Raw genomic sequence first — 21,061 nt, forward strand, 5'->3', positions numbered from 1 at the left:
TGAAAACGGAGGACAACCCCGGTGATCGCGAGTTTCCTTGGCGTGCTGTTCGACGGCCTGGCGTACGGCAGCCTGCTGTTCCTGATCAGCATTGGCCTGTCCGTGACCATGGGGCTGATGAACTTCGTCAACCTGGCTCATGGCGCCTTTGCCATGCTCGGCGGCTATGTGGCCGTGGTGCTGATGAACCGCGCCGGCGTGCCGTTCCTGGCGGCGCTGCCGCTGGCCTTCCTGGGGGCGGCGGCGGTCGGCTGGGGGCTGGAGCGCACGCTCTATCGGCGCCTGTACCAGGCCAGCCACCTCGACCAGGTACTGTTCTCCATCGGCCTGACCTTCATGGCGATGGCTGGCGCCACGTGGCTGTTCGGCCCCGGCCAGCAGCCGGTGGCGCTTCCTGAGTGGCTGATCGGGCAGGTGCAGGTGGCCGGGATCGACCTGGGCGCCTATCGGCTGTTCCTGATCGGTGTGGTGGTGGTGATCACGCTGGCGCTGGGGTGGCTGGTGGCGCGTACGCGCTTCGGGGCGCAGGTGCGGGCGGCGGTGGATCACCAGCAGGCCGCGCGCGGCCTCGGCATCAACGTGGAGCGGGTATTCAGCCTCACGTTCGCGCTCGGCTCCGGGCTGGCGGGTCTTGGCGGCGGGCTGGGCATCGACGTGCTCGGGCTCGATCCAGCCTTCCCGCTCAAGTACATGGTGTATTTCCTGCTGGTGGTGGCCGTGGGCGGCGCCGGCTCCATCCGCGGCTCGCTGCTCGCGGCGATCGTGCTCGGCGTGGCGGACGTGGCCGGCAAGTACTACGTGCCGGCGGTGGGCGCGTTCGTGATCTACGCGATGATGGTGGTGCTGCTGGTGGCCTTCCCGGCCGGGCTGTTCGGGAGGCGCGCATGAAATCCGTGCTGCGTACCGATCACGCCGCCCAGCCGGCGGCCGCCCTGCGCCACCGCCTGCCCGATGGCCGCTGGCATCCGGCCGAAATCGTCTTCTGGCTTGTGCCGGTGGCGGTCTTCTTCCTGCTGCCTGACTACCTGATCCTCGGCAGCCAGATCCTGATTACCGGCCTGTTCGCGCTGTCGCTGGACCTGATCCTCGGCTATGCCGGCATTGTCTCGCTCGGCCACGCGGCCTTCTTCGGGCTGGGCGCCTATACGGCGGGCCTGCTGGGCGCGCATGGCTGGGGCGAGCCAATTTCCGGCCTGCTGGCCGCCGGCGCCGTGGCCGGGCTGGCGGGCTGGCTGTGCAGCTTCCTGGTGGTGCGCGGCGGCGACCTGACCCGGCTGATGGTCACGCTCGGCATTGGCCTGATGCTGTTCGAGGCCGCCAACAAGGCCGCCTTCCTGACTGGCGGGGTCGATGGGCTGTCCGGCGTGACCATGGGCAAGGTGCTCGGGCTGTTCGAATTCGACCTGTTCGGCAAGACTGCCTATATATATAGCCTCGTGGTGACCTTCCTGCTGTTCGTGGCGGTGCGCCGCATCGTCGCGTCGCCGTTCGGGCTGTCGCTGCGCGCCGTGCGCGAGGGCGTGCGGCGCATGCCGGCGCTGGGCGCCAACGTGCCGCGCCGGCTCGGGGCGGTGTTCGCGGTGTCGGCGGCGGTGGCTGGGGTGGCCGGTGGCCTGCTGGCCCAGACCACGCAGTTCGTCGGGCTCGACGTGCTGGGCTTCCCGCGTTCGGCCGAGCTGCTGGTCATGCTGGTGCTCGGCGGCACGGGCCGGCTCTATGGCGCGCTGGTCGGCGCGGCGCTGTTCATGATCGCGCAGGACGTGCTGGCCGGCATCAACCCGGTCTACTGGCAGTTCTGGATCGGCCTGCTGCTGGTGCTGATGGTGCTGTTCGCCAAGGGCGGCGTGATGGGCGCGGCCAGCGCCATCGCGGGCCGGTTGCGGCGGGGCCGGGGGGCGGCACCATGACGGCCATGCTCCGCACGGCAGGGCTCGGCAAGACCTGGGGCGCCTTCGCCGCCAATAGCGACATCTCGCTCAGTTTCGCGCCGGGCGCACGCCACGCGCTGATCGGCCCGAACGGCGCCGGCAAGACCACCTTCATCAACCTGCTGACCGGGGCGTTGCCGCCCTCGGCGGGGCGGATCTGGCTGGGCGGCCAGGACATCACCGCGCTGCCCCAGCACGCCCGCGTGCGGCTGGGCATGACGCGCACGTTCCAGATCAACACGCTGTTCCCGGGGCTGACGGTGCTCGAATCGGTGGTGCTGGCGGTGGCCGAGCGCACCGGGGCGGCACGCATCTGGGCACACACGGTGGCCTCCCAGACGGCCCTCGTGGACGAGGCCATGGCGGTGCTGGCCATGCTGCGGCTGGACGCCGATGCCGACGTGGAGACCCGCCAACTGCCCTACGGCAAGCAGCGGCTGCTGGAGATGGCGCTGGCGCTGGCCACGCGGCCGTCGATCCTGCTGCTGGACGAACCTGCCGCCGGCATTCCCACGGGCGAGAGCGCGGAGCTGTTCGCGGTCATCGCCGGCCTGCCGCGCGACATCACCATCGTCTTTATCGAGCACGACATGGACCTGGTGTTCCGCTTCGCCGAGCGCATCACGGTGCTGGTGGCGGGCCGCGTGCTGACCGAGGGCACGCCGGCTGAAATCGCCGCCGACCCGCGTGTGCGCGAGGTGTACCTGGGGGAGGCCGCCCATGACTGACTTGCTGCGGATGGAGGGCGTCAGCGCGGGCTACGGCGATGCGCTGGTGCTGGACGGCATCGACCTGACGCTCGCCGCCGGCGACAGCCTGGCGCTGCTGGGCCGCAACGGCGTGGGCAAGACCACGCTGCTGGCCACGCTGATGGGCTTCACGCGGCTGCGCGGCGGGCGGCTGCACTGGCAGGGGCGCGACCTTGCCCGCATGGCGTCACACCGGCGTGCGCAGGGCGGTATCGGCTGGGTGCCGCAGGAGCGCTGGGTGTTTCCGTCGCTGACCGTGGCCGAACACCTGAGCGCCGTGGCGCGCCCCGGGCCGTGGGACATCCCCCGCGTTTTTCAGGTTTTTCCGAGGCTTGAGGAGCGCCGGAAGAACCTCGGCAACCAGTTGTCCGGCGGGGAACAGCAGATGCTGGCGATTGCGCGCGCGCTGATGGTCAATCCGTCGCTGCTGCTGCTGGATGAGCCGATGGAAGGGCTGGCGCCGATCATCGTGCAGGAACTGCGGCGGGTGATTGCCGGGCTGATCGCGGACAGCGGCATGGCGGTGATCGTGGTGGAACAGCACGCCCGGCTGGCGCTGGCGATGACGCAGCGCGCGGTGGTGCTCGACCGGGGGCGCGTGGTGCATGCCGGCGAGAGCGCCGCGCTGCTGGCGGACCGGGCGCTGCTGGACCGGCTGGTCAGCGTGGCGGCGTAGGACTGGTCCGATCGCTTTTCAGAAACGTCTCATATCGCTGGGCCAGTTTCATTCCCAGAATGCATGGATCGGAATCATCCGCTCAGCCAGAAGGAGATCGCCATGCAAAAACCAAGACCCGCCGCCCGCACGTCCATTACACCCGGCATGTTGGGGACACCGGGGTTTCCCGGGCCGATGGCGCCGTCGGCCCCCGCGCTGCGTCAGCTGGAGCGTATACAGGAAGCATTGGGGGTGATGTCGGCGGCGCTGGATAACGCGGCCTCGCCGGACTTCGGCAACGCCGGCGCCGCGCTGATCATGCGGCTGATCCGGCGCGAGGCGGCGTCAGCCATCTCGGTGCTGTCGCCGCCGAAGGCACGCTCCGGTCACGGCTTCAAGCCGCTGTAGAACGCCGCGAGGTTGGCGATGTCCTTGTCGGTCAGCGGCTTGGCCATCAGGTTCATCATCTCGTCCTTGCGCGCGCCGGTCTTGTAGTCCTTGAGCGCCTTCACCAGGTAGGTCTCGTTCTGGCCGGCCAGGTGCGGCGCCTCGGGCAGCTTCGACTTGCCGTCCAGGCCATGGCAGGCCTGGCACTGCAGCGCGCGGGCCCTGCCGGCCTGGGCGTCCGCAGCCATGGCCGGCGCCCCGGCCATGGCCACGGTCATTCCCAGCAAGGCGGCGATTGTCAGGGAACCCTGTCGCGTCACTTGGCCCCCGCGTAGGAGATGCGGTAGATCGCCCCGGCGTAGTCATCGGACACCAGCAGCGAGCCGTCCTGCAACTGCTGCACGTCCACCGGGCGGCCCATGTACTCGCCGTTGGCCGTCAGCCAGCCTTCGGCGAAGACCTCGGTGGCGCCGACCGAGCCGTCGGCGTTGACCGGCGTGTACACCACCCGGGCGCCAATCGGCTTGGTGCGGTTCCAGGAGCCATGCTCGGCCGCAAACACGCCGTTCTGGTACTTGGCCGGGAACATCTTGCCGGTATAGAACGACATGCCGAGGTCGGCCGCGTGGGCGGCGTACTCCACCACCGGGAAGACGGCGTCTGCCGGCGGCTTGGCGTCCTTGTACTCGACCGTGCGGACCTTGCCGCCGCCATACCACGGGAAGCCGAAGTTCTGGCCCGCCTTGGTGGCCCGGTTCAGCTCGCCGGGGGGCTGGTCGTCGCCCATGCCGTCCACCTGGTTATCGGTGAACCAGAGCATCTTGTCGACCGGGCTGAAGTCCAGGCCCACGGAGTTACGCACGCCATGGGCATAGACCTCGCGGTTCTTGCCGTCCTGGTCGATCCGGATGATGCCGCCGACGCCATTCTTGTCGAGGGCGGCCAGCTTGTCCTTGGGCGGCACGTTCCACGGCTGGCCGAGGGCGACGTAGAGCTTCTTGTCCGGGCCGATGCGGCAGGCGCGCGCGCCGTGGTTGAAGCTCTCGAACTCGGTCGGGACCAGCTTGCCCTGCGGCACGACCACGCCGACAGCCACGTCCGGGCCGCCCTCGCCGAAGAACTGGGCGGCGGGGAACGCCAGAACGCGGTTCTGCTCGGCCACGTAGAGGATGCCGTCCGGGGAGAAACAGACGCCATTGGGCACCTTGAACGAGACGGAACTGGCGAACTGCACCACGTCGTCCGCCACACGGCGCTTGTTGCGGTCCGTCACCTGCCAGACCTTGGTCTTGCGCGTGCCGACGAAGACCACCCCCGTGGACGGCTCCACCGCCATGTGGCGGGCCTCGGGCACCACCGCGTACAGCTCGATCTTGAAGCCCTGCGGCAGCTTGATCGTCTTGAGGTTCTCGCGGATGGCATCAGCGCGCGCGCCGGTCTGCGGCACGGTTTCCGGCGTGGCGGTGCCGGTCGGCTTGAAGCTTTGTAGCTTCTGGAGGTTGTCGGGGGCGGCCATGGCAGGTGCCAGGGCCAGGAACATCGCGGCGGCGGCCGCGGAAGATATGGCAGTCCTGATCATTTTGTCGTCTCCGGAGTTCTTCTTGTGTGCATCAAACAGCTTAGGTCAAGAATCGGCACCCGCGTCATGCACTTTCTTGACGACGCAATAAAAGATTTTCAGGGCGGCCGCCGCCGGGCCGGCTTATTTGCCGGAGTCCTTCACCCCGTCGAATTTGTCGAACTCGACGTTGTAAAGCTCCCCGTTGACCTTTTCCACCTTGCGGATGTAAACGGTCTGCACCACGTCGCGGGTGGCCGGGTCGATGGTGATGGCGCCGCGCGGGCTCTGGATCTTCATGCCCTTGAGCGCCGCCAGGAACTTGTCGCCGTCCGTGGCGCCTCCGGTCTTCTTCAGGGCCTCGTAGATGGCCGCCATGCCGTCAAAGGCGGCCACGGCCATGAAGTTGGGCCGGCCGGCGCCCGGGTTGGCCTCGGCAAACGCCTTCAGGAACGCCTTGTTTTCCTTCGAATCATGGGCGGCGGAGTAGTGGAACGAGGTGATCACGCCCAGCGTGGCGTCGCCCATGGCCGGCAGCACATGGTCGTCGGTCAGGTCGCCCGTGGCAATCACGCGGATGCCGGCGGCGGCCAGCCCGCGCTCCCGGAAGCCCTTCATGAACGCCACGCCTTGTTCGCCGGCGGGCAGGAACAGGAATACGGCTTCGGGCCTGGCGTCCTTGATGCGCTGGATGAACGGCGCGAACTCGGGGTTGCGCAGCGGCACGCGGATCGACTCGAGAATCTGCCCGCCGCCGCCCAGGAAGTTGGTCTTGAACGCGGTTTCGGCGTCGATGCCGGGCGCGTAGTCCGCCACCAGCGTGACCACCTTGCGGATGTTGTTGCGCACCGCCCAGGTCGCCATCGGCGCCGAGATCTGCGGCAGCGTCATCGAGACCCGCGCGATGTAGTTCGACTTGGTGGTAATGACGGAGGAGGCCGCGTTGAAGATCACCATCGGCTTTTTCGCCTGCTCGGCGATGGGGGCCACGGCCAGCGCCTCGGGCGTGAGGCCGAAGCCGGCCAGGATGTCCACCTTGTCGCGTACCACCAGTTCCTGGGCCAGGCGCTTGGCCACGTCCGGCACCGGGCCGGTGGTGTCCTTGAGGATGACTTCGACCTTGCGGCCGCCCACGGTGTCGCCGTGGAGCTTCTGCCAGGCCTTCACGCCGCCTTCCATCTGCTTGCCGTAGTCGGCAAAGCTGCCCGAGAACGGGGCGATCAGCCCGATCTTGACCGGATCGGCGGCAAAGCTGGAAGCGGGGAATGCCAGGACGGCGAGGGCGCCGCACGCCAGGACGGCGCGCCGCAGCGGGGTGAAGGTCATCGAAGTCTCCCGAAAGTGCGGTACTAGGCGGCCGCATCGAACGGGAGTGTAGGGGGGAGGGCGGCTGTGCGCAATCCCGTGTTTCGCTCCCCCTCCCCGCAGGCGGGAGAGGGGGAAAACCAAGGCTCAGACCACCGTTGCCAGGGCCAGCGTCAGCCCCAGCGCCACCACCGAGATGATGGTCTCGCAGACCGACCAGGTCTTGAACGTCTGCGCCACGGACATGTTGAAGTACTCCTTCACCAGCCAGAAGCCGCCGTCGTTCACGTGCGAGAGGATCAGCGACCCGGCGCCCGTGGAGAGCACCAGCAGTTCCGGGCGGGTGCCCGGCACGCTGGCAGCGATCGGGGCGACGATGCCGGCCGCCGTGGTCATGGCCACCGTGGCCGAACCCGTGGCGATACGGATCATCACCGCCACCAGCCAGCCCAGCACCAGCACGGACACGTGGGCGCTGGTCGCCACGTCCACGATGGACGTGGAGATGCCCGAGTCGCGCAGGATGCGGCCAAAGCCGCCGCCGGCGCCCACCACCAGCGTGATGATGGCCGTGGGGGCCACGCACTCGTTGGTGAACTTCAGGATCGTCTCGCGGCTGAAGCCGCGCGCCTTGCCGAAGGTGTAGAAACTGACCAGTGCGGCGATCAGCAGCGCCATCACCGAGTTGCCGATCAGCTTCAGGAAGTCGTTGGCGAAGGTCTTCGGCGTGGTGAACAGGTCGGCCCAGCTACCGATCAGCATCAGCATCACCGGCAGCAGGATGGTGAACACCGTGATGCCGAAGCTCGGCAGGGCGTGCGTGGCCTTGACGCCTTCGTCTTCCTCGGTGAACTGCACGGCCAGCGGGTTCACATCGGGCAGCTTCACGTAGCGGTCCATCAGCTTGGCGAACAGCGGGCCGGCGATGGCTGCCGTGGGAATGCCCACGATCAGCGCGTACATGATGGTCTTGCCGATGTCGGCGCCATAGGCCGTCACGGCCAGCAGCGCGGCCGGGTGGGGCGGGATCAGCCCGTGCACCACGGACAGGCCGGCCACCATCGGAATGCCCACCAGCACCATCGAGGTACCGGTGCGCTTGGCCACGTTGAAGGCAATCGGTACCAGCAGCACGAAGCCCACCTCGAAGAACACCGGCAGGCCGACGATGAACGCGATGGTCACCATGGCCCAGTGCACGTTCTTCTCGCCGAAGAAGTCGATCAGCGTCAGCGCGATGCGCTCGGCGCCGCCCGACTCGGCCATCATCTTGCCGAGCATGGTGCCCAGCCCGATCACCAGCGCGATGTGGCCCAGCGTGCCGCCCACGCCGGCCTCGAACGACTTGATGATGTCGCCCATCGGCATGCCCACGGCAAAGCCGAGCGCGACGGACACCACCACCAGCGTGATGAACGGGTTGAGCTTGAACCTGGCGATCAGTATGACCAGCGCGATCACGGCGATCAGCGCATAGACCAGGAGTGTGGTTCCTGTTACGGCACCCATATTGTCTCCTTGCGCGGGTGCCGTCCGGAGGACGGTCCGCTTCCGCTATGAAAAGGCCGCTATTCCTGTGGGGCTTAGCGGCCGGGTTGAAAAATCGGTTGGCTCACCGTGCGGGCTTATGCCGCGGGTTTCTTGTAGGCAATGCAGTCCACTTCGACCTTGCAGTCCACCACCATGCTGGACTGCACGCAGGCGCGGGCCGGCGGGTTGGCGCCGAAGTATTCCTTGAAGATCTTGTTGAACGAGGTGAAGTCGCGGGCGTCGTCCAGCCAGACGCCGCAGCGCACCACGTGCTCGGTGCCGTAGCCGGCCTCGGCCAGGATCGCCAGCACGTTTTTGATGGCCTGGTGGCTCTGCGCCACGATGCCGCCGTCGATGACTTCGCCGCCCACCATCGGCACCTGGCCGGATACGTAGAGCCAGCCGTCGGCGGCTACCGCGCGGGCGAAGGGCATGTGCGAGCCGCCCTGGCCCGTGCCGCCTTCCACGCCGAAACGCTTGATGTCCATGAAAACTCCTGTTTGCTATTGATGAAAGGGATCAGGCCGTGGGATCAGGCCGTGGCGCGGCTGCCGCGCGGCAGGAAGCGGCCGGCGCGCACGCCGGTAGCCGCGCGCTGCTGCCAGGACAGCGCGCCGTTGACCCAGACCGCCGCGATGCCCTCGGCGGGCTGCATCGGGTCGGTGAAGCTGGCAGCGTCGCGGATCGTAGCCGCGTCGAACAGCACCAGGTCCGCCCAGTAGCCTTCGCGCACGAAGCCGCGTTCGGTCAGCCCGAAGCGCTCGGCGGAGAGGCCGGTCATCTTGTTGACGGCCACGGTCAGCGGAAACAGCTCGCGGTCACGCGCGTAGTGACCCAGCACGCGCGGGAACGCGCCCCAGAGGCGCGGATGCGGCAGCGGGTCATTGGGCAGGCCGTCGGAGCCGACCACCGTGGCCGGATGGCGCAGGATGCGGTCCACATCGGCATCTTCCATGCAGTGATAGACCGCCCCGGCCGGTTGCAGGCGGCGCGCGGCTTCCAACAGGTCGACGTTCCACTCGGCGGCGATGTCGGCCAGCAGGCGGCCGCCCATGGCCGGGTGCGACTCCGACCACGTGACCTGGATGTCGAAATCGCTGGTCACCTGCTTGAGATCTAGGGTGGACGAACTGGCCGTGTACGGATAGCAGTCGCAGCCCACCGGCTGCCAGCGCTGGGCGCCTTCCAGCGCGTCCAACACCTCGCCGCTGCGGCCCCAGTTGGGCACGCCGGCGCATTTCAGGTGGGAGATGACCACGGGCACGCGGGCGTGACGGCCGATGCGGAAGGCTTCGTCCATGGCGTCCAGGATCTCGGCGAACTCGCTGCGCAGGTGGGTGGCGTAGAGCGCGCCGGCGTCTGCGAGCGGCTCGGCCAGGGCGAGGACTTCCTCGGTGGGCGCGCAGAACGCGTTGGCGTAGGCCAGCCCGGTGGAGAGGCCCAGGGCGCCGTGGGCCAGGGCCTCCTCGAGCTGCGCGCGCATCGCGGCGGTTTCGTCGGGGGTGGCGGCGCGGTCGAGCCGGTCCATATGGTTGCTGCGCAGGGCCGTGTGGCCGACCAGCGCGGCCACGTTGACGGCGGGCTGTGCCGCGTTGACGGCCTCGACGTAGGCCTGGAAGTTCGGGTAGCAGAACGCCTCGGCGCGGCCCAGCAGGTTCATCGGATCGGGCGGATCGCCCGCCAGCGTGACCGGCGCGGCGCTGATGCCGCAGTTGCCAACGATCACCGTCGTCACGCCCTGCGAGATCTTCGGCGTCATCTCGGGCTGGCGGACCACGTTGGTGTCGTCGTGCGTGTGGACGTCGATAAAACCGGGCGCGAGCACCATCCCGTGGCCTTCCACCACGTGGGAAGCGGTGTCCGGGTCGATGGCGCCGGGGGCGTCGATGCGCGTGATGCGGCCGTCGCGGATGCCCACGTCGGCCAGCCGGGGCGCGGCGCCCGAGCCGTCGATCAGGCTTACGAGGCGGATCAGGGTGTCGAACAGGTGTGGCATGGTCAGTCTCCCAGCGGCTGGCGGCTGTCCGGCCCGTCGCTGTCCTGGCTCACGCCGCGATGGGCGTCGAGCACGTATTTGAGGCGGCGCAGCTTCTCGGCGCTCTGTTCCTGCGTCAGCAGGGCCAGGCGCGTGGCGAGCACGTCGAGCACCAGCAGCATTGCGTAGCGCGAGGCCGAAGGCTTGAAGATGAAATCCGTCTCCAGCGAGCGCACGGGCAGCAGCACATCGGCACGCGCCGCCAGCGGCGAGCCGAGTGCCGTCACGGCGATCAGGCGGGCGCCGTACTCGCGCGCAATGTCGCAACTGGCCAGCATCTCGGGCATGTTGCCGCTGGCGGAGAAGGCCAGGATTACGTCGTCGCGCGTCAGCGTGGCCGCCACCATTTTCTGGAGGACCGCGTCCTGATAGCTGGCCACGGGGTGCCCGAGCCGCGCCAGCCGGTAGCGCGCCTCGTCGGCCATGAAGGTCGAGCCGCCACCCATGCCAAAAGCGTAGACCATGCGCGCGTCCAGCAACAGCCGGGCGGCAATGCCAATGCGTTCCGGGTCGATCAGTTTGCGATTGACCTCCAGCGTGTTGATGACATCGGCGTGAATGCTCTCCGCCAGCGACGCCGGCGTGCCGGGCTCCGCCAGCGGCACCGGCTGCAGGAAGCGCGAGCCCACGGCGGTGGCCTGGGCCAGCCGCAGCTTCAGGTCGCGCACATCGCGGCAGCCGATGGCCTTGGCGAAGCGCGTGACACTGGCCTCGCTCACCGCCGCCTTGCGCGCCAGTTCATTGATGCTGGCCGCCGCCGCGCCGGCCAGGTCTTCCAGGATCACCTGGGCCACCTTCTGCTCGGCCAGACGCAGCGCGGGGCCGCGTTCGGCAATGCGGGTCAGGATGTCGAAAGGCGCGGTCATGGCGGGCGGATGGGCGCCGCCTGGCAGGGGTGCCGGGCGACGCATGTTACTTTATAACAAGGATGAAATATCGTAGTTTCAAGGCTATGATTACGTCAATCAGAATTTTTGCGGGGCGATGACAGCATGCGTGAGACAAAGTATCAGGGGGAATACCAAGCCGGGATCATCGATCCGCTGAACAAGGCGCTGGGCCGGATGGACACGCCGCTGGCCCCGGAAAATGCGGGCCAGGTGGGCTGGAACCTGTTGTCCGAGGACCTCAGCCTGCCGGCCGCTGTGCTCTATGAGGAACGTCTTGCGCACAACCTCACGTGGATGCGCCGCTTCATGGGTGAATATGGCGTGCAGTTGGCGCCCCATGGCAAGACCACCATGGCGCCCAAGCTGTTTGCGCGGCAGTTGCAGGAAGGTGCCTGGGGCATCACCCTGGCTACCGCCCACCAGACCGCCGCCGCCGCTGCGCATGGCGTGAAACGCGTGCTGATGGCCAACCAGCTGGTCGGCCGCCGCAATATGGAGATCGTGGCAGACCTGCTGCGCGATCCGTCCTTCGAATTCTTCTCGCTCGTCGATTCGGCAGATCTCGTCGATCAGCTAGGCGCGTTCTTCCGCGCGCGTGGCCAGAAGCTCCAGGTATTGGTGGAACTGGGCGTGGAGGGCGGCCGTACCGGCGTGCGTGACGCCGCCCAGCAGCAGGCCGTGATGGACGCGCTGGCGCGCTGGCCCGATGCGCTCTCCCTGGCCGGCGTGGAAGTCTACGAAGGCGTGCTCCAGCACGAGGCCGACATCCGCGCCTTCCTGCAGCGCACCGTGGCCGTGACGCGCCAGCTGGCCGCCGAAGGCCGCTTCAGCCGCAGCCCGGTGGTCATGTCTGGCGCCGGCTCGGCCTGGTATGACGTGGTGGCCGAGGAGTTCTCGCGCACCGATATCGGCGCCCCCATCGACATCGTGCTGCGCCCCGGCTGCTACCTGACCCACGACGTGGGCATCTACCGCGCCGCGCAGACCCGCATCCTGGCCAACAACCCCGTGGCGCAACAGATGCGCGAGGGGCTGCTGCCCGCGCTGCAGCTGTGGGCTTATGTGCAGTCGATTCCCGAGCCGACGCGCGCGATCATCGGCATGGGCAAGCGTGACGCCGCGTTCGACGCCGGCATGCCGATACCCGCGCGGCTGTACCGGCCCGGCGCGGACGCCCCGGTGGACACCCCGGCGCACTGGCAGGTCACCGGCATGATGGACCAGCACGCCTATTTGCAGATCGAGGCTGGCGACGATGTGCGCGTCGGGGATATGATTGCCTTCGACATCTCGCATCCCTGCCTGACGTTCGACAAGTGGCGGCACATCCCCGTGCTGGACGGCCAGTTGCGCGTCATCGACATCGTGCAGACGTTCTTCTGAGGGAGACCTGCGACATGAGCATCGATATTCTTGCCTACGGCGAGCCGCTGGTCGAATTCAACCAGCAGCCTGACGACGCCAGCCGCTACCTGCAAGGCTTCGGCGGCGATACCTCGAACTTCTGCATCGCCGCCGCACGGCAGGGCGCCACCACCGGCTACATCAGCGCGGTGGGCGCCGACAGCTTTGGCGAGCGCCTGCTGGCACTGTGGACCACCGAGCGCGTGGATACCCGCCATGTCAGCGTGAACGCGGCGGCGCCCACGGGCGTGTACTTCGTTTCGCACGACAGCCACGGCCACCGTTTCGACTACCTGCGCGAGGGCTCGGCCGCGAGCCGCTATCACCATGACCAGCTGCCGCTGGCGGCAATTGCCCAGGCGCGCTTCCTGCACCTGTCCGGCATCAGCCTGGCCATCAGCACCAGCGCCTGTGACGCCGGGCTGGCCGCGATGGAGCACGCGCGCAAGGGCGGCACGCAGGTGTCGCTCGATACCAACCTGCGGCTGCGGCTGTGGTCGCTGGCCCGCGCGCGCGGCATCATGCGCGAGGCGTTTTCGCTGACCGACGTCTGCCTGCCGAGCTGGGACGACATCACCGTGCTCACGGGGCTCGATGACCGCGACGCCATCGTCGATTACCTGCTCGGCTGCGGCATCAGCCTCGTGGCGCTGAAGCTGGGCGAGGAGGGCAGCTACGTGGCCACGCCCGAGGCGCGCTCGCTGGTGCCGCCGTACCCGGTGCGGCCGCTCGACGCGACCGGCGCCGGCGACTGCTTCGGCGGCAGCTTCATCGCCCGGCTGGCTGTGGGCGCCGATCCGTTCGACGCCGCACGCTACGCCAATGTGGCGGCGGCGCTGTCTACCACGGGCTATGGCGCGGTCGCGCCGATCCCGAGCGCCGAGACCGTACAGGCGCGCCTGGAGCAATCCGTGTCGGTGATTGCCTGACTGGAACCAGACGGGCGTGTTCTGCCCCTCAATATTTGCCACCCAACATCGGGACTGTCATGCCAAATCAACCTTCCCCGCTGCTAGAACGACTTGTCAATGTGCCGGTGATTCCGGTGCTGGAATACCACTCGGTGGACGACGCCCTGCACGTCAGCGAGGCGCTGGTCGCTGGTGGCCTGCCGCTGCTGGAGATCACGCTGCGCACGCCGGTGGCGCTGGAGGCCATCCAGGCCGTGGCCAAGGCGCTGCCGCAGGCCGTGGTGGGCGCCGGTACGGTGCTGACCGTGGAGCAGCTTCACGCCGTGCGCGACGCCGGCGCCCAGTTCGCGGTATCGCCCGGCCTGACACAAAAGCTGGCCGATGGCGCGCAGGGCGCGGGCATCACGCTGTTGCCGGGCGTGGCCACCGCCAGCGAGGCCATGGCGGCGCTGGAATCCGGTTTCACCTTCCTGAAGTTCTTCCCGGCCGAGGCGGCCGGCGGCGTGCCGATGCTGAAGTCGCTGTACGGACCGCTGGCGCAGCTGAAGTTCTGCCCGACCGGCGGCATCGACATCGTCAAGGCCCAGCACTACCTGGCCCTGCCGAACGTGGTGTGCGTGGGCGGCTCGTGGGTCGTGCCGAAGGACGCCGTGGCCGCCAAGGACTGGGGCCGCATCCGCAAGCTTGCCGAGGAAGCCGCGCGGCTCTGCAAGGGCTGATCGCCCGGTCGCTGGAAAGCGGGGAGTAAAAAATACAAAGCCGGCCGGGAATTCATTCCCGGCCGGCTTTTTTTGGCCCTCGAGGCGCCAGCTACGGCGCCCCGGCGGCAGAGCGCCGGAGAGCGTTACTTCGCCTTTTCAGCGGAGTTTTCGAGTTTCTGACCGCCCTTCTGCACGTCCTGGCCGACGCCGGCCATGGTGTTGCAACCTGCCAGCAGGGTGGCACACAGTACGCACCAGATCCATCCTTTTTTCACGAGTGGCTCCTTTAGGGATAGTGAGAAGTGGGCACATTCTACCGTCGCCCCCACCGATCCCGATGCAGGATGTGTGCCAATTTGTAAGTAGGAAAACGCTGACAAACGGGCTGACAAGGGGGCTGACAAAGGGGCTGACAAACGGGCCATCGGCGCTGTCCGCGATCAGGGTCTCAGGCTGGGGCCGAGGAGTTGCCGCGCGCGGTTCACGATGGCCGCGTGGGTCTGTGCCAGCCAGTGCGCAGGGAACGGCTGCGCCAGCAGGTAGCCCTGGACGCTGTCGCAACCCCAGGCGCGCACGGCCTCCAGCTGGACGCGCGTCTCCACGCCCTTGGCACAGACCGGCACGCCATGCGCGTGGGCCAGCACGCATGCCGCGCGCAGGTGTGCGGCGATGTCGCCGCTGCGGGTCGCGTGCCCCAGATGGCGCGCATCGAGCGTGATCACATCGGGCCGGGTGCTTTCCAGCGCGCGCAGGCTTGCCGCATTATCAGTGAAGTCGCTGAGGGCCATGCCGATGCCGGTGTCATGCAGCAGCGCTGCCTTGCGGGCGGTCTCCGGGCTGTCCGGCACGATGCTCACCGGCACTTCCACGCAGAGCCGGCCCGGGCCGACGCCATAGGCGTCGACGGCACGCCGCAGCATGTCGATGGTGCCGGGTGACTGCAACTGCGAGCTTGACGCCAGCAGCGTGAAGGGCACTGGCGCCACGGCCTCCGTGGCCCGCATCAGGGGCAGCAGTTGCTGGAGAATCCATTGCCCCAGTTCATCCATCATGCCCAGCGCCTCGGCGGCGGGCAGGAAATCCTGTGGTCCAATGCGGCCCAGCACCGCGTGCTGCCAGCGCAGCCGCACGGTGTAGGCGACGATCTCGGCGGTGGAAAGCAAGGCGCGGGGTTGCAGATGCAGGCTCAGTTCCCCACGGGCGATGGCATGGGGCAGGGCGGCGAGCAGCGGCGCCATACGCGGCGGCGTGGGCAGGTCGGCGCGGCCAACGCCATCGCCGCCGCGCCGGTTGATCTGCAGCATGGCGTCGAAGGCCTGCTGCAGGTTGCGTTCGGTGGCGCTGTCCGGGTGATCCATCGCCGCGCCGATGCTGCAAGACAGAAACAATTCGAAACCATCTACCAGATAAGGCCGGCCCAGCACGGCCGCAATCGTCATGCTCAGGCAGCCGGGGTCGTCCGTGCCTTCGGGGAGCACGCAGGCAACGCCGAGGTCGGCCGGGCCCAGCCATTGCATCACGGCCGGCATGGTGGCGAGGCTGGCCACCCGCGACTTGATCTCCGCGCGCAGCCGGTTGGCGCGCGCCGGGCCGAGGGTGTCGCAGGCATGCTGGAAGCGGTCGAGGCGGATGACCAGCACGGCCAGCGGATGGGCCGTGCCGACCTGCGCGCGGTGCTCGTCCAGCGCGGCGATGAACGCCGCCGGCTGGACGGCGCGGTTGCCGTCCATGGCGGGTGGCGTGTCGTGAGTGCCCGCGCTCATCAGTGACTCGCGGCGCCGTAGAGGCCGAGGCGGACATCAGCCATGGGCGATACCCGTTTTGCGTTCCCGTTCATGCATTCCATCTTTCGGGGCGCTCTGTTGGCGCCGCTCGATTTTGTTTAGCGACTGCGTAGTACTGCGGATGCTGCAAGGCAGATCATACGGCAGCCACGCAGAACTAGGAGAACGGCTATGTACACGTGCGCTGCGCGTAACAACGATGTTTGATTTCGCACAACGAATCCAATGTCGCTACAAATGTCGTCTTGACCATTGAGCAGGAAACGCGTTAGGGCGCGGGTCATAAAAAACGGACGCATGAGCGTCCGTTTCGTGGGTGGCCGGGTGGGACCGGGCGGGGCCCAGGCGGGGCCGTCAGCCGGTGGTTTCAGGCTCCGGGCCTTCCTCCGGCGGCACCTGGGAGGCCAGCACCTTGTCGATGCGCTTGCCGTCCATGTCGATGATCTCGAACTTCCAGTCGCCCCACTGCACGCTGTCGGTGGTCTGCGGCAGGCGGCCGAGCAGCAAGAGCAACATGCCGGACAGCGTGTGGTAGCGCTCCTTGTCTTCCTCGGGCACGGCGCGCAGGCCCAGGCGGTCCTTGAATTCCGGCACCGGGATCATGCCGTCCAGCAGCCACGAGCCATCGTCGCGCTGCACGGCCCACTCGCCACCTGCCTCATCGGGCTTGAACTCGCCGGTAATGGCCTCGATCAGGTCCTGCAGCGTGACCAAACCCAGCACCTCGCCGTATTCGTCGATCACGAAGGCGATCTGGCCGCCGGACGCACGGAAATTCTCGAGCAGCTCCATGCCGGTGACGCTCTCCGGCACGAACACGGCCGGCTGGAGCACCGCCGTCAGCTCGGCACGCTCGCCACGCAGGCGGCGGGCCAGCAGCTGACGCGCGCTGACCACGCCCAGAATGTCGTGCATCCCCCCCCGGACCACGGGAAAGCGCGAGTGGTCCGATTCCTCGATCCGGCGCAGGTTCTCTTCCTCGGAAAGGCCAACGTCCAGATAGACCACATCGCCGCGCGGCACCATCAGCGAGGCCAGCTGGCGATCATCGAGCCGGAACACGTTGCGCACCATCGTGTGCTCGTGACGCTCGATGACACCGGCCTCCGAGCCTTCCACAAGCAGCGCGTGGATCTCTTCTTCGGTCACGGCCGGGCCGCGATCCGTCTTGACGCCGAGCAACCGCAGCACCAGGCGCGTGGAGCCGCCCAGCAGCTTGACGAACGGCGTGGATGCCGTGGCAAGGAACGAGATCGGGCGTGCCACCGCGCGCGCGATGGCCTCCGGCGCCAGCTGGCCGAGCCGCTTGGGCACCAGTTCGCCCAGGACAATAGAGAAATAGGTCAGTCCGGCCACCACGATGGCCGTGGCGGTATAGCCGGCCGACGGCTGCGACAGGCCCAGGCCTGCGAGCCATTCGCCGAGCGGCGCCGCCAGCGTGGATTCCCCGACCACGCCGTTCAGCACGCCGATGGAGGTAATGCCGATCTGGACGGTGGACAGGAACCGCGTGGGGTCCTCTCCGAGCTTGACGGCCTCTATCGCGCCACGGTCGCCGTTTTCAATCTGCCGCTGCAGCCGGGCCTTGCGGGCCGTGACGAGCGCGATTTCGGACATGGCGAACAGGCCGTTAAGCAGAATGAGCGCCAGTAATATGGCTATTTCCATCAGGGTGCGCGCCCTACGCGCGCGGGTATTGAAAAGTCAAAGCATACCATCTGCATGTGACTGGACCACTGCGCGGTGGCGCTTACGTCACAAGGTAATGGTGCGTCCGGTGGACGGTTTTGCACGGCATCGCAAGCACGGATCATGCCGTCAGCGGCTGGATTTCCCGGTCGATCTTCTCGCCGGCCTTCTCCTGGGCGAAGCGCAGGTCGTACCCGGCCTGGAGATTGGCCCAGAACTGTGGCGTCGTGCCGAAATAACGCGCGAGCCGCAACGCGGTTTCGGGCGAGATGGCGCGCCGCCCGCGCACGACGTCATTGATGCGCGGTGCCGGCACGCGCAGGGCAATGGCCAGCGCATTGGCCGAGAGCCCATGCGGGGCCATGAAGTCCTGGCGCAGGATCTCGCCCGGATGCACCGGCGCGAGGGGTTCGCCGGTTTCGACGTCACTGGCATCGAGGCGCGGCAGGTCTTCACGCTTGATGGTCATGCTGGCTCCGGTTGTCGGTGATAGTCCGCGATGTCGACGTCCCATGCTTCGCCGTTCTGGAAACGGAAGCAGATGCGCCACTGGTTGTGAATCTGGATGCTCCATTGCCCGCGCCGCACGCCGCGCAGTGCCTCCAGCCGGTTCGCCGGCGGCGCCTGCATGTCTGTCAGCGAGGCCGCTGCGTCCAACAGGCCGAGCTTCCTGAATGCCGTGGCCTGAATGTGCCGCGGCAGGGTGCTGACGTACCGGCCGCAGAACACTGCCGCCGTGGCTTTGTTGGCGAAGGTCCGGATCATGAATGTCGATGGTATAACGTATTGCATTAAATGGCCAGCATCAAAGATGAGGGTGAGCCGTCATCCTAGGAAACCGCGGGGCATTGCGACATGGGACGAATCTGAAAACTTTTTGAATCACGATGATTACCTCGGAGGTAGTCGCCACGCTTCCCGGTCCATGCTGTAATGCCTGCCATGGAACCCCTCACGCCCGGCTCCGAAGCCGCCCTCGATTTCCCCGGCCTGCTGCGCTACTGGCGCGGCAGGCGCGGCTACAGCCAGCTCGCGCTGTCGCTAGCGGCCGGTGTGTCGCAGCGCCATATCAGCTTTCTGGAGTCGGGCCGGGCGCGGCCCAGCCGCGAGATGGTGCTGGCGCTGGCAGACCGCCTCGCCGTGCCGCTGCGCCAGCGCAACCGGCTGCTGCTGGCGAGCGGCTTCGCGCCGGCCTATAGCGAACACGCGCTGGCGGCGCCGCCCCTGCACATGGTGCGGCAGGCCATCGCCCTGATTCTGAGCAAGCAGGAGCCTTATCCTGCCGTGGTGCTGGACCGGTTCTGGAACCTGGTTGACGCCAACGTCGCGTACCGGCGCATGTTCGGCACGCTGCTGGCGGGGCGCCAGCCTGTTTCGCTCGATGAGGACGGCCGGCGCATCAACCTGATGCTGACCGTGTTCGATCCGGACGGCCTCTGGCCGATGATCGAGAACGCGCAGCAGGTGGGCCGTTACCTTGTGCGCCGGGTCTGGCAGGCCTTGCAGGCGCAGGCGCACGACGAGGTGGCGCATGAGATGTTTCGCCGTATCGCCGCATGGCATCCGGACATGGTCGGGCCCGGCGGCGAGCTGCTTGTGGACGAGGATGACGCCGAGGCGGACGGGGCGCCGCCGCCCGTCCTGCCCGTGATCGTCCAGGCCGGGCGGTTCCGCGCCTCGCTGTTCTCCACCCTGACCACGCTGGGCATTCCGCAGGACGTCACGCTGGAGGAGTTGCGCATCGAGTGCTTCTTCCCGGCCGACGAGGCCACCCGCGCCGTGTTCGAATCATTGGCCGGTACCCCCGCGCCCGCGAGCGCGCTCGAATCGTAGTTCAGCCAGAATCGCACGCTCGTGCTAAGATCGCCGGGCCGTTGTGGCAGTGCGGAAAACGCCTGCCGCCACGGCGTCGTTACGTCTTCAGGGCGGGGTGAAAGTCCCCACCGGCGGTATGTTGCCAGCGTCGTGCATCGATGGCGCCTGGCGGTGAGCCCGCGAGCGCCCGCATTCCCGTGCGGGGTCAGCAGACCTGGTGAGAGGCCAGGGCCGACGGTCAGAGTCCGGATGAAAGAAGATGGGCGAAATCCGCAAGCCTGCCTTGCGCGCGTGGACACGTCCGCCCGCGCGGCGGAGCGTCGTCGTATTTTTGCGGGTTTCGCTGATCCACCCTGAAACGCCCACTGATCCCTATATATGGAGCGTTTCAATGCTGCACCACAACGAAGTCAATCTCCCGAACGCCAATTCCAACGTCAATCCCGCCGCCAGCCTCGCCATGGCCGATGCCGATCCGCGCCCGCTGGCCGAGCGCATCGCGCACGCGCTCGAGGCCATGCGTGAGGGCCGTCCCGTCGTGCTGCTCGATGACGACGACCGCGAGAACGAGGCGGACCTGATCCTCGCCGCCGAGCGCCTGACCACGGCCAATATGGCGATGATGATCCGCGAATGCAGCGGCATCGTCTGCCTGTGCCTGACCGAGACCAAGGTCCGCGAACTCGGGCTGCGGCCGATGGTGGAGAACAACCGGAGCCAGTACGGCACCGCCTTCACCGTGTCGATCGAGGCGCGCGAGGGCGTGACCACCGGCGTGAGCGCCGCCGACCGCATCACCACCATCCGCGCGGCCATCGCCGAGGATGCCGGCACGGACGCCGTGGTGAGCCCCGGCCACGTGTTCCCGCTCGTGGCCCGCGATGGCGGCGTGCTGGTGCGGCGCGGTCATACCGAGGGCTCGGTGGACCTCGCGCGGATGGCTGGGCTCTCGCCGGCGGCGGTGCTCTGCGAGCTGATGAACCCGGACGGCACCATGGCGCGCCGCCCCGAGGCACTGGCGTTTGCGGAGATGTACCAGTTGCCGGTGCTGACCATCGAAGACCTCGCCGCCTGGCGTGAAATCAACGGTTGACGGCCCCGGGGCGGCCTCGCTATGCGACAATGCGGGCTGTTTTTTCCCGTCATGACGAGGGCTCCCCGATGTCTCTTCGCGCGTTTCTCCCGCGGATTTCGCGATTTCCCCGATTTCTCGCACGCCTGACCGTACTGGCCGGCGCGTGCTTCAGCCTGACCGCCCACGCCGGCGGGCAGGCCGACCCGGCCCCGCCTGACCCCCAACGCTGGGTGCCGGTGACGGGCGCCACGGGCATGATCTCCTACTTCGATCAGACGGCCGTGCGCCGTCGCGGCCCCGAGGTGGGCGTCGTGCTGATGCATAACGCCCCCACGGGCGGGGTGATCCGCACCGCCAGCGGCGACGCCATTCGCTCCTCGCTGAAGCGGATGGTGCTCAACTGCGCCACGTCGATGTTCGCGGTGGTGGAGCAGACCCTCTACAGCAAGCGCTACGCGCGCGGCGATTCGCTCTACACGATCCGCGCCCCGCAGACGGGCATGCCCCAGCCGATTTCCGCCGGCACCCTCGCCGGGGAGCTGATGAGCCGGCTCTGCCGCTGAGGCCAATCGCCACGGGCTCAGACCGCCCGCCACGACTGTCCCGTTTTCCGCTGCCACGCGTTATGCTTCGCCTCACGTC

General features: G+C 67.8%; 23 protein-coding genes and 1 riboswitch. Of the genes, 11 read left to right on the forward strand and 12 right to left on the reverse strand.

Going from position 1 to position 21,061, the window contains the following annotated elements; genetic code table 11:
• The first annotated feature begins 24 nt into the window (after window positions 1–24).
• The 5 genes from SB751_RS13455 (at window position 25) to SB751_RS13475 (ending at window position 3,743) form a co-directional block, all read left to right on the forward strand.
• Window positions 25–888 (forward strand): branched-chain amino acid ABC transporter permease, encoded by an 864-nt coding sequence (locus tag SB751_RS13455; protein WP_186296861.1) that lies wholly within the window; start codon window positions 25–27, stop codon window positions 886–888.
• Window positions 885–1,907, forward strand: coding sequence for a branched-chain amino acid ABC transporter permease (locus SB751_RS13460; protein WP_144198229.1), 1,023 nt, complete (start codon window positions 885–887; stop codon window positions 1,905–1,907). The genes SB751_RS13455 and SB751_RS13460 overlap by 4 nt, the downstream gene beginning before the upstream one ends.
• Window positions 1,904–2,656, forward strand: a complete 753-nt coding sequence (locus SB751_RS13465; RefSeq protein ID WP_144198230.1) for an ABC transporter ATP-binding protein — start codon at window positions 1,904–1,906, stop codon at window positions 2,654–2,656. The genes SB751_RS13460 and SB751_RS13465 overlap by 4 nt, the downstream gene beginning before the upstream one ends.
• Window positions 2,649–3,353: an ABC transporter ATP-binding protein gene (locus tag SB751_RS13470; protein WP_250025430.1), complete on the forward strand. Its 705-nt coding sequence runs from the start codon at window positions 2,649–2,651 to the stop codon at window positions 3,351–3,353. The genes SB751_RS13465 and SB751_RS13470 overlap by 8 nt, the downstream gene beginning before the upstream one ends.
• Before the next feature lie 102 nt (window positions 3,354–3,455).
• Window positions 3,456–3,743, forward strand: a complete 288-nt coding sequence (locus SB751_RS13475; protein ID WP_144198232.1) for a hypothetical protein — start codon at window positions 3,456–3,458, stop codon at window positions 3,741–3,743.
• Here the strand turns inward: SB751_RS13475 and SB751_RS13480 are convergent.
• The 7 genes from SB751_RS13480 to SB751_RS13510 form a co-directional block, all read right to left on the reverse strand.
• Window positions 3,722–4,000, reverse strand: a complete 279-nt coding sequence (locus SB751_RS13480; protein ID WP_144198379.1) for a c-type cytochrome — start codon at window positions 3,998–4,000, stop codon at window positions 3,722–3,724. The two genes, SB751_RS13475 and SB751_RS13480, sit on opposite strands and share 22 nt — an antisense overlap.
• A gap of 38 nt (window positions 4,001–4,038) precedes the next feature.
• Window positions 4,039–5,301 (reverse strand): PQQ-dependent sugar dehydrogenase, encoded by a 1,263-nt coding sequence (locus SB751_RS13485; RefSeq protein ID WP_144198233.1) that lies wholly within the window; start codon window positions 5,299–5,301, stop codon window positions 4,039–4,041.
• Window positions 5,302–5,424: 123 nt separating this feature from the next.
• Window positions 5,425–6,606 carry an ABC transporter substrate-binding protein gene (locus SB751_RS13490; RefSeq protein ID WP_144198234.1) on the reverse strand — a complete coding sequence of 394 codons (1,182 nt, stop codon included), beginning with the start codon at window positions 6,604–6,606 and terminating at the stop codon, window positions 5,425–5,427.
• 126 nt (window positions 6,607–6,732) lie between these two features.
• Window positions 6,733–8,094, reverse strand: a complete 1,362-nt coding sequence (locus SB751_RS13495) for a GntP family permease (protein WP_144198235.1) — start codon at window positions 8,092–8,094, stop codon at window positions 6,733–6,735.
• Window positions 8,095–8,210: 116 nt separating this feature from the next.
• Entirely contained in the window at window positions 8,211–8,603 is a 393-nt protein-coding gene (locus SB751_RS13500) for a RidA family protein (RefSeq protein WP_144198236.1), read from the reverse strand.
• A gap of 44 nt (window positions 8,604–8,647) precedes the next feature.
• Window positions 8,648–10,111: an N-acyl-D-amino-acid deacylase family protein gene (locus SB751_RS13505; RefSeq protein ID WP_144198237.1), complete on the reverse strand. Its 1,464-nt coding sequence runs from the start codon at window positions 10,109–10,111 to the stop codon at window positions 8,648–8,650.
• Between the two features lie 2 nt (window positions 10,112–10,113).
• Window positions 10,114–11,016 carry a MurR/RpiR family transcriptional regulator gene (locus tag SB751_RS13510; protein WP_144198238.1) on the reverse strand — a complete coding sequence of 301 codons (903 nt, stop codon included), beginning with the start codon at window positions 11,014–11,016 and terminating at the stop codon, window positions 10,114–10,116.
• A 126-nt stretch (window positions 11,017–11,142) separates the two neighbouring features.
• On the opposite strand from SB751_RS13510, the gene SB751_RS13515 reads away from it, so the two are divergent.
• Genes SB751_RS13515 through SB751_RS13525 form a run of 3 tightly spaced genes read left to right on the forward strand, consistent with a single transcriptional unit; the run spans window position 11,143 to window position 14,074 of the window.
• On the forward strand, window positions 11,143–12,423 hold the full coding sequence (locus SB751_RS13515; RefSeq protein ID WP_144198239.1) for an amino acid deaminase: 1,281 nt from the start codon (window positions 11,143–11,145) through the stop codon (window positions 12,421–12,423).
• 14 nt (window positions 12,424–12,437) lie between these two features.
• The gene (locus tag SB751_RS13520) at window positions 12,438–13,373 is read left to right on the forward strand and encodes a sugar kinase (RefSeq protein WP_144198240.1); all 936 of its coding nucleotides are present in this window, start codon (window positions 12,438–12,440) and stop codon (window positions 13,371–13,373) included.
• Window positions 13,374–13,432: 59 nt separating this feature from the next.
• Window positions 13,433–14,074 carry a bifunctional 4-hydroxy-2-oxoglutarate aldolase/2-dehydro-3-deoxy-phosphogluconate aldolase gene (locus SB751_RS13525; RefSeq protein ID WP_144198241.1) on the forward strand — a complete coding sequence of 214 codons (642 nt, stop codon included), beginning with the start codon at window positions 13,433–13,435 and terminating at the stop codon, window positions 14,072–14,074.
• A gap of 125 nt (window positions 14,075–14,199) precedes the next feature.
• On the opposite strand, the gene SB751_RS13530 is transcribed toward SB751_RS13525, so the two are convergent.
• The 5 genes from SB751_RS13530 to SB751_RS13550 all read right to left on the reverse strand — a co-directional run bounded on the left by SB751_RS13530 (window position 14,200) and on the right by SB751_RS13550 (window position 18,294).
• Window positions 14,200–14,331, reverse strand: a complete 132-nt coding sequence (locus SB751_RS13530; RefSeq protein WP_092296698.1) for an entericidin A/B family lipoprotein — start codon at window positions 14,329–14,331, stop codon at window positions 14,200–14,202.
• A 165-nt stretch (window positions 14,332–14,496) separates the two neighbouring features.
• Window positions 14,497–15,819, reverse strand: coding sequence for a GGDEF domain-containing phosphodiesterase (locus tag SB751_RS13535; RefSeq protein ID WP_144198242.1), 1,323 nt, complete (start codon window positions 15,817–15,819; stop codon window positions 14,497–14,499).
• A 375-nt stretch (window positions 15,820–16,194) separates the two neighbouring features.
• Window positions 16,195–17,508: a hemolysin family protein gene (locus SB751_RS13540; RefSeq protein ID WP_144198243.1), complete on the reverse strand. Its 1,314-nt coding sequence runs from the start codon at window positions 17,506–17,508 to the stop codon at window positions 16,195–16,197.
• A gap of 142 nt (window positions 17,509–17,650) precedes the next feature.
• The gene (locus SB751_RS13545; RefSeq protein ID WP_410748122.1) at window positions 17,651–17,998 is read right to left on the reverse strand and encodes a HigA family addiction module antitoxin; all 348 of its coding nucleotides are present in this window, start codon (window positions 17,996–17,998) and stop codon (window positions 17,651–17,653) included.
• Complete coding sequence (locus SB751_RS13550) at window positions 17,995–18,294, reverse strand: type II toxin-antitoxin system RelE/ParE family toxin (RefSeq protein ID WP_144198245.1); 300 nt, start codon at window positions 18,292–18,294, stop codon at window positions 17,995–17,997. Before SB751_RS13550 ends, SB751_RS13545 begins: the two co-directional genes overlap by 4 nt.
• Window positions 18,295–18,471: 177 nt before the next feature.
• Between SB751_RS13550 and SB751_RS13555 the strand changes: the two genes are divergently transcribed.
• The 3 genes from SB751_RS13555 to SB751_RS13565 all read left to right on the forward strand — a co-directional run bounded on the left by SB751_RS13555 (window position 18,472) and on the right by SB751_RS13565 (window position 20,982).
• On the forward strand, window positions 18,472–19,362 hold the full coding sequence (locus SB751_RS13555; protein WP_144198246.1) for a helix-turn-helix domain-containing protein: 891 nt from the start codon (window positions 18,472–18,474) through the stop codon (window positions 19,360–19,362).
• A gap of 79 nt (window positions 19,363–19,441) precedes the next feature.
• Window positions 19,442–19,609: riboswitch (FMN riboswitch) on the forward strand.
• Between the two features lie 195 nt (window positions 19,610–19,804).
• Complete coding sequence (gene ribB / locus SB751_RS13560; RefSeq protein WP_244844450.1) at window positions 19,805–20,437, forward strand: 3,4-dihydroxy-2-butanone-4-phosphate synthase; 633 nt, start codon at window positions 19,805–19,807, stop codon at window positions 20,435–20,437.
• Between the two features lie 29 nt (window positions 20,438–20,466).
• Window positions 20,467–20,982 carry a surface-adhesin E family protein gene (locus SB751_RS13565; protein WP_377731798.1) on the forward strand — a complete coding sequence of 172 codons (516 nt, stop codon included), beginning with the start codon at window positions 20,467–20,469 and terminating at the stop codon, window positions 20,980–20,982.
• The last annotated feature ends 79 nt before the right edge of the window (window positions 20,983–21,061 follow it).

Source organism: Cupriavidus sp. SIMBA_020, assembly GCF_046535395.1.
Taxonomy (GTDB): domain Bacteria; phylum Pseudomonadota; class Gammaproteobacteria; order Burkholderiales; family Burkholderiaceae; genus Cupriavidus; species Cupriavidus campinensis.